The sequence below is a fragment of the Klebsiella sp. 4_1_44FAA genome (assembly GCF_000238715.1).
In the GTDB taxonomy this organism is placed as follows: Bacteria; Pseudomonadota; Gammaproteobacteria; order Enterobacterales; family Enterobacteriaceae; genus Klebsiella; species Klebsiella pneumoniae.
Genome location: NZ_JH414801.1, coordinates 152,538 through 163,946 on the forward strand (window position 1 = coordinate 152,538; position 11,409 = coordinate 163,946).

11 protein-coding genes are annotated in these 11,409 nt (G+C 59.9%); 2 read left to right on the plus strand and 9 right to left on the minus strand.

Annotation, left to right across the window (positions count from 1 at the left end; all coding sequences use genetic code 11):
* A partial coding sequence (locus HMPREF1024_RS11970) for an MFS transporter (RefSeq protein ID WP_009308745.1) occupies nucleotides 1–938 on the minus strand: 938 nt, incomplete at its 3' end.
* Between the two features lie 133 nt (nucleotides 939–1,071).
* Here HMPREF1024_RS11970 and HMPREF1024_RS11965 point away from each other — a divergent pair.
* Nucleotides 1,072–2,121 (plus strand): AI-2E family transporter, encoded by a 1,050-nt coding sequence (locus HMPREF1024_RS11965; protein WP_004145147.1) that lies wholly within the window; start codon nucleotides 1,072–1,074, stop codon nucleotides 2,119–2,121.
* Here HMPREF1024_RS11965 and arnF read toward each other — a convergent pair.
* From arnF to HMPREF1024_RS11925, 8 genes are all read right to left on the minus strand, one after another.
* Nucleotides 2,118–2,498 (minus strand): 4-amino-4-deoxy-L-arabinose-phosphoundecaprenol flippase subunit ArnF, encoded by a 381-nt coding sequence (gene arnF / locus HMPREF1024_RS11960; RefSeq protein WP_002920863.1) that lies wholly within the window; start codon nucleotides 2,496–2,498, stop codon nucleotides 2,118–2,120. The genes HMPREF1024_RS11965 and arnF overlap by 4 nt on opposite strands.
* Complete coding sequence (arnE, locus tag HMPREF1024_RS11955; RefSeq protein ID WP_002920864.1) at nucleotides 2,498–2,836, minus strand: 4-amino-4-deoxy-L-arabinose-phosphoundecaprenol flippase subunit ArnE; 339 nt, start codon at nucleotides 2,834–2,836, stop codon at nucleotides 2,498–2,500. Before arnE ends, arnF begins: the two co-directional genes overlap by 1 nt.
* Nucleotides 2,833–4,488 (minus strand): lipid IV(A) 4-amino-4-deoxy-L-arabinosyltransferase, encoded by a 1,656-nt coding sequence (gene arnT, locus HMPREF1024_RS11950; RefSeq protein ID WP_004173979.1) that lies wholly within the window; start codon nucleotides 4,486–4,488, stop codon nucleotides 2,833–2,835. Before arnT ends, arnE begins: the two co-directional genes overlap by 4 nt.
* Nucleotides 4,488–5,390 carry a 4-deoxy-4-formamido-L-arabinose-phosphoundecaprenol deformylase gene (gene arnD, locus HMPREF1024_RS11945; RefSeq protein ID WP_009308746.1) on the minus strand — a complete coding sequence of 301 codons (903 nt, stop codon included), beginning with the start codon at nucleotides 5,388–5,390 and terminating at the stop codon, nucleotides 4,488–4,490. Before arnD ends, arnT begins: the two co-directional genes overlap by 1 nt.
* Nucleotides 5,387–7,372, minus strand: a complete 1,986-nt coding sequence (gene arnA, locus HMPREF1024_RS11940; RefSeq protein ID WP_009308747.1) for a bifunctional UDP-4-amino-4-deoxy-L-arabinose formyltransferase/UDP-glucuronic acid oxidase ArnA — start codon at nucleotides 7,370–7,372, stop codon at nucleotides 5,387–5,389. The genes arnD and arnA overlap by 4 nt, the downstream gene beginning before the upstream one ends.
* Nucleotides 7,369–8,352 (minus strand): undecaprenyl-phosphate 4-deoxy-4-formamido-L-arabinose transferase, encoded by a 984-nt coding sequence (gene arnC, locus HMPREF1024_RS11935; RefSeq protein WP_002921035.1) that lies wholly within the window; start codon nucleotides 8,350–8,352, stop codon nucleotides 7,369–7,371. Before arnC ends, arnA begins: the two co-directional genes overlap by 4 nt.
* Nucleotide 8,353: 1 nt before the next feature.
* Nucleotides 8,354–9,493 (minus strand): UDP-4-amino-4-deoxy-L-arabinose aminotransferase, encoded by a 1,140-nt coding sequence (gene arnB / locus HMPREF1024_RS11930; protein ID WP_004889389.1) that lies wholly within the window; start codon nucleotides 9,491–9,493, stop codon nucleotides 8,354–8,356.
* 396 nt (nucleotides 9,494–9,889) lie between these two features.
* A complete protein-coding gene (locus HMPREF1024_RS11925; protein WP_004181483.1) occupies nucleotides 9,890–10,396 on the minus strand; it encodes a phenolic acid decarboxylase in 507 nt (168 codons plus the stop codon).
* Nucleotides 10,397–10,493: 97 nt separating this feature from the next.
* Here HMPREF1024_RS11925 and HMPREF1024_RS11920 point away from each other — a divergent pair, with 97 nt between their 5' ends.
* Complete coding sequence (locus tag HMPREF1024_RS11920; RefSeq protein WP_009308748.1) at nucleotides 10,494–11,354, plus strand: LysR family transcriptional regulator; 861 nt, start codon at nucleotides 10,494–10,496, stop codon at nucleotides 11,352–11,354.
* Nucleotides 11,355–11,409: the final 55 nt, after the last annotated feature.

Genomic DNA, 11,409 nt, shown 5'->3' on the forward strand with positions numbered 1-11,409 from the left:
AGGAAAGTACCGATTTTCGCCATCATCGGCGTATCGGCAAAGCCGACCAGCAGCAGGCCGATCGCCTCCACGCTAAAGCAGAGCATCGCCACGTTCAGCCCGCCGAGTCGGTTAATGGCGTTGGGAAACAGCAGCCGCGCGCCAACGAACGCGCAGCTGAATAATGTCAGCGCGAAAGCCGCGCCGTCCCAACCTTTGGCGTCATAAAATAGCGTGATAAAGGTGGCGATCACCCCAAAGCCGGCGGAGGCCAACGCCAGCGCCATGCCGTAGGGCCAGACCCGGCCGAGCACCGCGCGAAACGACATCGCTTTGCCTTTGGCAGCCTTCACCGCCGCGCGGGGCAGCGCGCAGAGGATAGCCACCAGCGCTACCGCCATAATGACCCCGGCCAGACCGCTGAGGCCAATGTGCGAATAGCACAGCACGCCGAGCGGCGCGCCCATCGCCATCGCCCCATAGGTCACAATCCCGTTCCACGAGATCACCCGCCCGATATGCAGCGAACCGACCACGCCGAAGCCCCACAGCGTCGAGCCTGTGCCGGCGAAGCTCTGGCCGATACCAAGGATCACCCGTCCGAGGCATAACAGCAGCAGGCTAATCAGTGGCCAGCCGCTGCCCCAGGCGGCCAGCAGATAGCTCAAACCGCTCAAAAAGCAGCCGCCGAGGCCGAAGACGACAATCTTTTTGGGCCCCAGCAGGTCGGCATAGCGCCCGGCATGCGGGCGGCTGAGCAGCGTGGCGAAATATTGCAGGCTAATCACCAGCCCGGCCCAGAAAGCGCTAAAGCCCATGACATCATGCACATAGCCGGGCAGCACCGCCAGCGGCAGGCCGATGGTGAGGTAGCTGGCAAAGTTAAAGATAACGACAGAGACAATCCGCAGATTGAGGCGCAGTCCATTAAGCGCCGGTTCGGCGACGGGTTCGGGCATCAGGTTCCACCAGATTTCGACAACCAGCTTTCACTATTACCACGCTGTCGGCGGAAAAGCAGCCCTCCTTTCGGAATATTGGCAGTCGGCGAACCGCTACACTTATCTGGCGCGACTCATAAAAGGAATACCTATGTCCCCTCCGCAGGCTGATAAAGCCGGGCTTCATATTTTACTTAAGCTGGCGGCGCTGGTGATTATCCTCGCCGGGATCCACGCCGCCGCCGATATCCTGGTGCAGCTGCTGCTGGCGCTGTTTTTCGCTATTGTTCTCAACCCGCTGGTCACCTGGTTCATTCGCCGCGGGGTGCGGCGTCCGTTCGCCATTACCCTGGTGGTGACGGCGATGCTGGTGATGCTCACCGCGCTGCTCGGCGTGCTGGCGGCGTCGCTCAATGACTTTGTCGCCATGCTGCCCGATTTCAACCGCGCCCTGACGCGCAAGATCCTCCAGCTCCAGGAGTATCTCCCCTTCCTTAATCTGCATATCAATCCGGAGCGGATGCTGCGGCGCATGGATTCAGAACGGCTGATGACCTGGGCCACGACGCTGATGACCCAGCTTTCCGGGGCGATGGCCAGCATCGTGCTGCTGGTGATGACGGTGATCTTTATGCTGTTTGAGGTTCGCCACCTGCCCTACAAACTGCGTTTTGCCCTCAATAACCCGCGCCTGCATATCGCCGGATTGCACCGGGCGCTGAAAGGCGTCACCCATTATCTGGCGCTGAAGACGCTGATTAGCCTGTGGACCGGGCTGATTGTCTGGCTGGGGCTGCTGGCGATGGGGGTACAGTTCGCCCTGATGTGGGGGGTGCTGGCGTTTTTGCTGAACTATGTGCCGAACATTGGCTCCGCCATCTCCGCTATCCCCCCCATGCTGCAGGCGCTGCTGTTCAGCGGCATCTATGAGTGCCTGTTGGTAGGGGCGCTGTTTCTGGTGGTGCATATGGTGCTGGGCAACATGGTGGAGCCGCGCATGATGGGCCACCGGCTGGGGATGTCGACCCTGGTGGTGTTCCTGTCGTTGTTGGTCTGGGGCTGGCTGCTGGGGCCGGTGGGAATGCTGCTCTCGGTGCCGTTAACCAGCGTCTGTAAAATCTGGATGGAAACCACCGTCGGAGGCAGCAAGCTGGCGATCCTGCTCGGCCCGGGCCGTCCCAAAAGCCGGCTCCCCGGCTAGCGGCGTTTCACCGGCCAGAAGATGGTCAATACGCCGGCGACGATGATCGCCACGCCCAGCAGCGATTGCCAGTAGAACGGCTCATGCCAGCCGGGCAGCCAGATGGCGGCGGCCCACACGAGGATATAGCTCAGGCTCAGTAGCGCATACGCTTTCGACAGCGGCAGGCGATGGAGGGCAAAGTACCAGCAGACCATCGACAGCAGGTAGCCCAGCAGGCCGAAAAACAGGCCGAAAGTCCCGGGCTGGAAATGCAGCAGATGCTGGAGAAATGCCACAATATCGGTCAGCGGCGGCAAGGCCACCATGGCGCTGCGCAGCAGCAACTGCGCGGCGCTGACGAGGCCGACGCTGAGTAATGCCCAGAAAAAGCCCATCAGACGCTGGTCCCCAGAATGACAATGCCCACGACGATCAACCCGACGCCAAGCCAGTGGCGACGGGCGACCGGCTCATGCCAGATGCCCCAGCCCGCGAGGGTAACCCAGACGAAATTCAGACTCAGCATCGGATAGGCGATGCTGACCGGAATAGACTGCAGGACGCTCAGCCACAGCAGCATGCCGCAGCCCAGACATAACAGCGCCATCCCCAACCAGAAGAGTATATGACGACTCCGCCGTCCGCGACGGGACGGGCGGGTCGCCTGTTTCTGGCAGAGCTGTCCGGCGCAGCTCAGCAGGCTGGCGCACACCAGACAGATCCAGACGCTCATTGCGGCAGGTACTGAAGGAAAACGACCCGGCCCAGCTCGTAGGCGTTATCCGGTTTCGGTAACGGTAAGTCGAGCATACTCTCTCCTTTATCCATCAACAGCACCAGCGAGACCGGCCCCTGCTGACGATGCGCGGCCAGCCAGTCGGCAAAACCGGCCTGGCTGACAAAGCTTCCCTGAGCATCCGGCCAGTCGAGACCGTACTTCAGCTCACCCTGTTTGTCGAACATAATAATATCGCTTCGCTTCAGCTCCCAGGCCAGGCCGCCGGCGATCCCAACGTTGTTGGTCAGGACGTAACGGCTGGGCTGCAGGGATTCGCTGACGATCTCCACAAGGAACTGCGGCTGTTTGCTGTCGATAACCCGGTCCGGGATGGCGAAGCCCACCAGCAGCGCCAGGCCGAGCGGACAGAGCGCGGCGAGGCTCCAGCGGCGGCCAGAGTCTTTCATCGCCAGCCAGCCCATCAGCGCCCAGACGGCAAAAGCGATCGCCGCCAGCAGACATTTATACAGCTCAATCTTGGTCCACACCGGCTTATGCATGAAGCCCCACGGCGAGACCACCAGCACGGCGATAAGCCCCAGCAAACCAACGCCCAGGTTGATCATACCGTTGATGCGCAACGCTTTCGCGCCGGTCTTTGCGGCCTCCAGCGCGTAGCGGGCCATCAGGATCGACAGCGGCGCAAAGCACGGCAGAATATAGGTCGGCAGTTTGCCTTTGGCGATACTGAAGAACAGGAACGGCATCGCCACCCAACCTAACAGATACAGCGCGCCGCGGGCCTCATCGCGCTCAAGCCAGCCGCGCTTTAGCGCCCCCGGCAGCAGGGCCAGCCACGGCAGACTGCCGGCGATCAGGAACGGGATGTAGTACCAGAACGGCGCTTTGTGCTGGGCGTCTTTTTCAGCAAAACGCTGAATATGCTCGACCCAGAAGAAGTAGCGCCAGAAGTCCGGCTCGCGCTGAGCGATAGCCAGCCCCCAGGGCAGCACCACCAGCGTACAGACGATTACCGCCAGCCAGCCGTAGGTCAGCACTTCACGCCAGCGTTTACGGGCGATCACCCACGGCAGAACGCCCACCACCGGCACCGCCAGCGCCAGGAAGCCTTTGGTCATCACCCCCATCCCGCAGGCGACGCCCAGCAGCACGTAGCTCAGTATTTTGCCGCTGCGGCTGTGCGCCTGCGCCGCGCCCCAGAAGCTGCACATCGCCAGCGCCAGCCACAGGGTGATCATCGGGTCCAGCACCGCATAGGTGCCAATCGCATACACCAGCATCGCGGTGAGGAAGATAATCGGCGACAGGATAGCTACCCGCTTATCACGAAAGATCCGCCACGCCAGCCAGGCCACCAGCAGGGCGGTCATGGTGATAGCGAAGACCGACCCGAAGCGTACGCCGAAGTTATTATGGCCAAACAGCCACTGACCAATACTGTTGATCCAGTAACCGGCAATCGGTTTTTCGAAGTAGCGCAGGCCGAGAAAATGCGGTACCACCCAGTCGCCGGTGGCCAGCATTTCACGGCTGATCTCCGCGTAGCGGGTTTCGTCGGGTTGCCAGAGCAAACGGAAATTGAGCGGCAGCAGATAATACAGCGCAAACAGCGCAATCAGAGAGACGCCATAGCGAATGCTTTTCATCAAATACCCGAAGTCAGTAATTGTTCACGTCCGAGCCAGCCTTCCCGGCCAGCCAGTTCACCACGAACCACTTTGCCTGAGGGCAGCTCGCTAAAGTCAGCGGGCAGCAGCTGGCTCAGTGGGCAAAACTGAATTTCTTCTTCCGCCGCCATGGTCAGTAGTTCATTGAACTGATCGGCGTAGGCAATGCCTTCCACTTCAGCGTGAATGGTATAGACCGGCACGCCCGCATCGCGATGGATGCAGTCCAGCAGGTAGCGGTTAAAGCCGGCGATATCCACCGCCGTGCCCACCGCCTCGTCCCAGGTCGGCAACGTGACCGGGATCTGCACGGTACCAGAGACGCCGCTGCCGAGCTGGGGCAGAAACGGCCGCGTGCCGCGACAGTCGCTGTTGTAGAGAAAATCGAAGGATTCTTTGGCTTTAACCACCCGCTGATCGGCGCGCCAGCCGGCGACGGCCGAGCAGGTCACCGGCCGGCCGATGATGCGCTCGAGCTCCAGCAGGCCGCGCTCAACCTCCAGCGCCAGCCGTTCCTGCGGCCAGACGCCGCTCCACGCCTGCCAGCTGTAGTGGTCCCAGGCGTGCAGGCCGACTTCATGAGATTCGGCGGCGGCGCGGATCACCGCTTCGTTCCCTGCGCCGATGCGGCGCCCCGGCCAGGCGGTGCCGGCCAGCAGAATATCCCAGCCGTACAGCGAGGCGGCTCTGGAACGCAGCATCTTCCACAGAAACTTCGGTTTTACCAGGCGCCACAGATGGCGCCCCATATTGTCCGGCCCGACGCTGAAGAAGAAGCTTGCCTGGATCCCATGCCGGCCCAGCAGCTCCAGCAGCCGCGGAACGCCGTCCCGCGTGCCGCGAAAGGTATCGACATCTATGCGTAAGCCGACCTGTTTCATGGATTTTTATCGTCCACCAGTTCAACCGTGCGCAGGAAGAAGTCCAGCGTGTGTTCGACCGTTTCTTCCATCTCCACCTTCGGCTCCCAGTTCAGGCAGCGTTTGGCGTTGCGGATGCTCGGCTTACGATGCTCAACGTCCTGGTAGCCCTTTCCGTAGTAATCGCTGCTTTCAACTTCACGGAAGCCGGCGAACGGCGGGAAGCGATCGCGCAGCGGATGACGTTCGAAGCAGGCGAGCAGCATTTCGGCCAGCTCTTTGATACTCGCTTCGTTATCCGGGTTGCCGATGTTAATGATCTGCCCGTCGCAGCGGCCGTCTTTGTTCTCGATGATGCGGAACAGCGCTTCGATACCGTCGCTGATGTCGGTGAAGCAGCGCTTCTGCTTGCCGCCTTCGATAAGCTTGATCGGCGACCCTTCCACCAGGTTGAGGATCAGCTGAGTGATGGCGCGGGAGCTACCGATACGCGCGGCATTAAGGTTATCCAGCCGCGGCCCCATCCAGTTGAACGGACGGAACAGGGTGAACTTGAGGCCATTCTTATCGCCATAGGCCCAGATCACACGATCCAGCAGCTGCTTGGAGACCGAGTAGATCCAGCGCTGTTTGTTGATCGGCCCCACCACCAGGTTGGAGCTATCTTCGTCGAAATTTTTGTCGGTGCACATGCCGTACACTTCCGAGGTCGACGGGAAGATAATGCGCTTATTGTATTTTACGCAGTCGCGGATGATTTTCAGGTTCTCTTCGAAATCCAGCTCGAACACGCGCAGCGGGTTGCGGGTGTATTCGATAGGCGTGGCGATGGCCACCAGCGGCAGCACCACGTCGCATTTCTTAATGTGATACTCGATCCACTCGGAGTGAATGCTGATATCGCCTTCCACAAAGTGGAAACGCGGACAGTCGAGAAAACGGCTGATGGCGTCGGAGCCGATATCCAGACCGTAAATCTCATAGTTGTCGTCCTGCAGCAGGCGCTCGGTCAGGTGGTTACCGATAAAGCCGTTGACGCCGAGGATCAGCACCCGGGTGCGACGCTTAATCGCCACCACCGGTTTGCTGCTGATCACCGCCCCGGACACCAGGCCCAGCGCCTGCGCCAGCTGAGCGCCCTGCATGTACACGCCGCGTTCGGTCTGGCCGGTGACAATCTCCAGCGCCCCGTCCTGGCACGCGACGATCAGCGGAGCAATGGAGAGCACGGTGCCCGGTTTAGCTGCTGGCAAATCGTGGCGAACGCGGGATTTCCAGACGATAAACTTGTTCGCTCCGGCGTAGCCGAAGGCGCCCGGCCACGGATCCGAGACCGCACGCACCAGATTGTGCAGGGTCTGCGCCGGCAGCTCCCAGTCCAGCCGGCCATCTTCCGGGGTACGACGCCCCACATAGGTTGCCTGGCTGTGATCCTGCGGACGCTCATCGGTGGTGTCGGCGAGGATCGCCGGCAGCGCCCGGCTCAGCAGCTCAGTGGCGGCGGCGCACAGCTTACGATGCAGCGTCAGGGCAGTGTCATCCGCGCCAATCGCCACGGCCTGCTGGGCGACGATATCGCCAGCGTCTGCGCGGTTCACCATCCGGTGCAGGGTGACGCCGGTTTCGCTTTCGCCATTGACCAGCACCCAGTTCAGCGGCGCGCGGCCGCGATATTTTGGCAGCAGCGAACCGTGCAGGTTGAACGCCCCTTTCGGCGCCAGATTGAGGATCTCATCGCCCAGCAGGTTGCGATAGTAGAAGGAGAACAGCACGTCCGGCTTCATCTCGCGGATACGCTCAATCCACAGCGGATGGTTCACGTCTTCCGGCGCCCACACCGGAATACCCTGCTCGGCGGCAAGGCGCGCCACGGAGCCAAAGAAATGGTTTTCGCCAGGGTTATCCGGGTGGGTGAAAATAGCAGCGATATCATACCCGGCGTCCAGCAGGGACTGGATACCGGTGCAGCCCATATCGTGATAAGCGAAGACTACGGCTTTCATGAACGATCTTCCTCTTTAGATGCCGTTTCCGGCTGGCGAACAACACGTTGAATAAAGTAGCGGGGGCGGGCGCGCACGTCGTTATAGATGCGGCCGATATACTCCCCGAGCAGGCCCATACCGACAAACTGGGCGCCGATGAACATGAACAGCACGGCGAAGAGCATAAACACCCCTTCCGCCGCCCACTGTGGGCCGAAGGCCAGGCGCAGCACCACCAGCAGCAGGCCGAAGGCGAAGCCCAGCAGGGCAATCACGCTGCCGAAAATGCTGAGCAGACGCAGCGGCGTGGTGGTCAGACAGGTCACCAGGTCGTACATCAGGTTGATCAGGCGCATAAAGCTGTATTTGGAGTCGCCGAATTCGCGCTCGGCGTGCATCACCGGGATCTCCACCGCGCGCCGGGCGAAGGTATTCGCCAGGATCGGGATAAAGGTGCTGCGCTCATGGCAGTTGAGCATGGCGTCGATGATATGGCGGCGGTAAGCGCGCAGCATGCAGCCGTAGTCGCCCATCGCTTTGCCGGTGGTGCGCTGGATCAGGCGGTTGATCATCTTCGACGCGGTTTTACGGAAGATGCTGTCCTGACGGTTCTGGCGGACGGTGCCCACCACGTCGTAACCTTCATCAGCCTTCGCCACCAGCCGCGGGATCTCCTCCGGCGGGTTTTGCAGGTCGGCGTCGAGGGTAATAATCAGATCGCCGGTTACATGGCTGAAGCCGGCCATGATCGCCGAGTGCTGGCCGTAGTTACGGTTTAACAGCACGGCGACGACGTGGCTGCCTTCCGCCTCGGCGGCTTCGGTGAGCATGCGCGCGGAATCGTCGCTGCTGCCATCGTCGATCAACAGAATTTCATATTGCCGCCCCAGGGTGGCGCAGGCGGCATCCGTACGACGAAGCAGTTCCGGCAGGCTATCCTGTTCGTTATAAACCGGGATAACCACCGAGACCTTCTTCACGGGAGGGTAAGTAAGCATATCAACGTCCTGACAACTGGCGCAGTGCGGAGATAACGCGAGTGACATCGTCATCGGTCATATCCGGGAACAACGGGAGAGAGCAGATGCGGGCGCTGTTCCATTCGGTATTCGGCAGGGAAACCTCAGGGAAGCGCTCGCGGTAATATTTTTGCGTATGGGCCGCACGGAAGTGCAGGCCGGTGCCGATGCCCATCGCCTTCAGCTTTTCCATCAGCGCGTCGCGGCTGATGCCGCACGCGGCCTCATCGACGCGGATGATAAACAGATGCCAGGCGTGCTGGTGATCCCAGGTCGGGACGCTCAGCGGTTTAAACGGCGTGTCCGCCAGCTCGCGCAGGTAGCGCTGGGCAATCTCGGTCCGGCGCTGATTGGCGTGGCTCAGTTTTTCCAGCTGGACCAGCGCCAGAGCGGCGTTGATATCGGCAAGGTTGTACTTGAAGCCCGGGGTGATCACCTCCGCCTGCGGCGCGCGGCCGTGGGTCTGGCGATCATAAGCGTCCACGCCCAGGCCATGGAATTTCAGGCTACGGATGCGGGAGGCCAGCTCGTCGTCGTCGGTGACAATCAGCCCGCCTTCGGCGCAGGTCATGTTTTTGATCGCGTGGAACGAGAAAATGGCGGTCCCCTGCCAGCCCACGTGGCGGCCTTTATAATGGGTACCGGCCGCATGGGCGGCGTCTTCGATCACCGAAATGCCATGGCGCTCGCCCACCGCGCGAATGGCGTCGATGTCGGCTGGCGCGCCCGCGTAGTGCACGGGAATTATCGCTTTGGTACGCGAAGTGATCGCCGCTTCCACCGCGTCAGGGGTAATCATCAGATTGTCGTTATCGACATCGATCATCACCGGCGTGGCGCCCAGCAGGCAGATCATATTGAGAGTGGAGACCCAGGTCTGGGACGGCGTAATGACTTCATCGCCGGGGCCAATACCCAGCGCCATCAGGGTCACATGCATCCCGCCGGTCGCTGAACTGACGGCAATCGCATGACGGTTGCCGGTCAGCTGGCAGAATGCCGCTTCAAGTGCCTGATTCTTCGGCCCGGTGGTGATCCAGCCCGACGCTAAAACTTCACGCAGCGCAGCCAGCTCTGCGTCGCCCATCGACGGGCGCGAAAAAGGCAAAAAATCGCTCATCATCATCCTGTTTTGTAGATGACCCACGCACGAATCTGGGTCGTTAGAATAAAATATCCTGCGCCTGCGGACTTAAACGAAATTAAAATGAAGTGAGTTCAACACGGCATTCCATTTCAGGGTATCTCGACCACTATTAATGTAGTCGACCTTGCTTAGGATAATATTAAGAAATTAATATTTCTTCGGAATAAGAAATAAATTCTTAATAAACAGTATGGTAGGAGTTTTTTATGGCAGAAATTTGACGGAGATGCGTTCCTGTCACGAAAAAGAGAACAGGAACGCAATAGTTGAAATTAAACGAGAACTAAACCAGTTCACAATTTATTATTCTGTCATTGTCACGCTTAATGACAAAAAGTTAGCGCAGATCACAAAGTTATTTCTGCTGAATTACAAATTTGCAGGAAAATCCGCAGGCAATTCGCTCGCCGGGCAATTAATGACCTCGTCATTATCCGCGCCACAGTCGCGAATGAAGGTGATAGTGGCGAACTCGTCAATCACTTCCGTCGGGTAGGCCGGGCCGGCATCGCGATACGAATTCATCAGCGGAATATGGTCGTTCTGGAAGCAGATGGTTTTTTCCGGGTTATTCATGATCCAGCGCGGGAAGAAAATAGTGCCGTGGAATAGTTTGTCGCCCAGGTTGACGATCAGGCTGACGTCGGTGCCGGTCGGTTCGGTCCAGGAGATTTTGTAGATACTTTCCCCCACCCGCACAATGTACGCTTCCTGATCTTTCACCCAGCGATTGCCGACGATGCCGCTGTGAATACGGTAGTCGAGGGTGTGGCCATTTTTGACGTAAATCTCGTAGTTCCAGCCGTTGTCGTAGGTATAGACCAGATGTTTACCGATAAAGCCGCTGAGGTCATGTTTGTCGAAAGTGCTCATCATTTATTCTCCTCTGTTTTGTTGAGGACAGCATACGTCTTTAAAAAATGAATGAATAACGCTATGTTTGGATTAAATACATTCAAATTTTAGATTGATTATGCACAAGACAACCCTGGAGCATTGGGCGTTACTCGAAAAGGTAGTGGAATTGGGGAGCTTTGCCAGAGCGGCGGAGGAGACCAATCGCAGTCAGTCATCGGTAAGCTATAACCTCGCGCTGCTGCAGGAGCGCTTAGGCGTGGCGCTGCTGGCGCCGTCCGGCCGGCGGGCGGTGCTGACGCCGGCTGGCGAACTACTGCTGAATCAGGTCAAGCCGCTGCTGCAGGCCTTCGCCTACGTCGAGACGCACGCCGCCACTCTGCGCAACGGGGCGCGGACCCGCCTGGATCTGGTGGTCGACAGTATTTTCCCGCGCCAGCGGCTGTTCGCGATTTTACGCCAGTTTCAGCAGCGCTATCCGCAGACCCAGGTCAGGCTCACCGAAGTGCTGGAAAACCTGGATGACGAGAGCGCGGCGCGGACGGAAGCCGATGTGATGGTGTTGACCCGCCGCCAGGATATTACCGGCCGCGGGGAGTGGCTGATGAATATTGATTTCATCGCCGTCGCCCACCGCGACCACCCTCTCGCCGCGCTGGACGGACCGCTGGAGGATAGCGCGCTGGCGCCGTGGCCGCTGGTGCGCATTGCCGATCAGGGCGGCGATGGCCAGGCGCCGCGAGACGCCTGGACCTTCTCCACCATTGATGCCGCCATTGATGCGGTGATGTATCAGGTCGGCTTCGGCTGGCTGCCGGAGGAGCGCATTCGCCCCCATCTCGATCAGGGCGTGCTGAAGCGGTTGCCCCTCAGCCATGGTGCGCGCCGCGCGACGCCGCTGCACCTGATCGTCAAGCGGGACCTGGCGCCGATCGACGAACAGGTGGCCACGCTGCTGGCGTTGTTCCGGACGCCCTGAGGGGTAAGGCGGCGCTGGTCGCCTGGGCGTAATGATACGATTTTCTTATACTTTC

Coding starts and splice junctions, on each gene's coding strand:
- HMPREF1024_RS11965 (WP_004145147.1), top strand. CDS start 1,072: ATGTCCCCTCCGCAGGCTGATAAAGCCGGGCTTCATATTTTACTTAAG.
- arnF (WP_002920863.1), bottom strand. CDS start 2,498: ATGGGCTTTTTCTGGGCATTACTCAGCGTCGGCCTCGTCAGCGCCGCG.
- arnE (WP_002920864.1), bottom strand. CDS start 2,836: ATGAGCGTCTGGATCTGTCTGGTGTGCGCCAGCCTGCTGAGCTGCGCC.
- arnT (WP_004173979.1), bottom strand. CDS start 4,488: ATGAAAAGCATTCGCTATGGCGTCTCTCTGATTGCGCTGTTTGCGCTG.
- arnD (WP_009308746.1), bottom strand. CDS start 5,390: ATGAAACAGGTCGGCTTACGCATAGATGTCGATACCTTTCGCGGCACG.
- arnA (WP_009308747.1), bottom strand. CDS start 7,372: ATGAAAGCCGTAGTCTTCGCTTATCACGATATGGGCTGCACCGGTATC.
- arnC (WP_002921035.1), bottom strand. CDS start 8,352: ATGCTTACTTACCCTCCCGTGAAGAAGGTCTCGGTGGTTATCCCGGTT.
- arnB (WP_004889389.1), bottom strand. CDS start 9,493: ATGAGCGATTTTTTGCCTTTTTCGCGCCCGTCGATGGGCGACGCAGAG.
- HMPREF1024_RS11925 (WP_004181483.1), bottom strand. CDS start 10,396: ATGATGAGCACTTTCGACAAACATGACCTCAGCGGCTTTATCGGTAAA.
- HMPREF1024_RS11920 (WP_009308748.1), top strand. CDS start 10,494: ATGCACAAGACAACCCTGGAGCATTGGGCGTTACTCGAAAAGGTAGTG.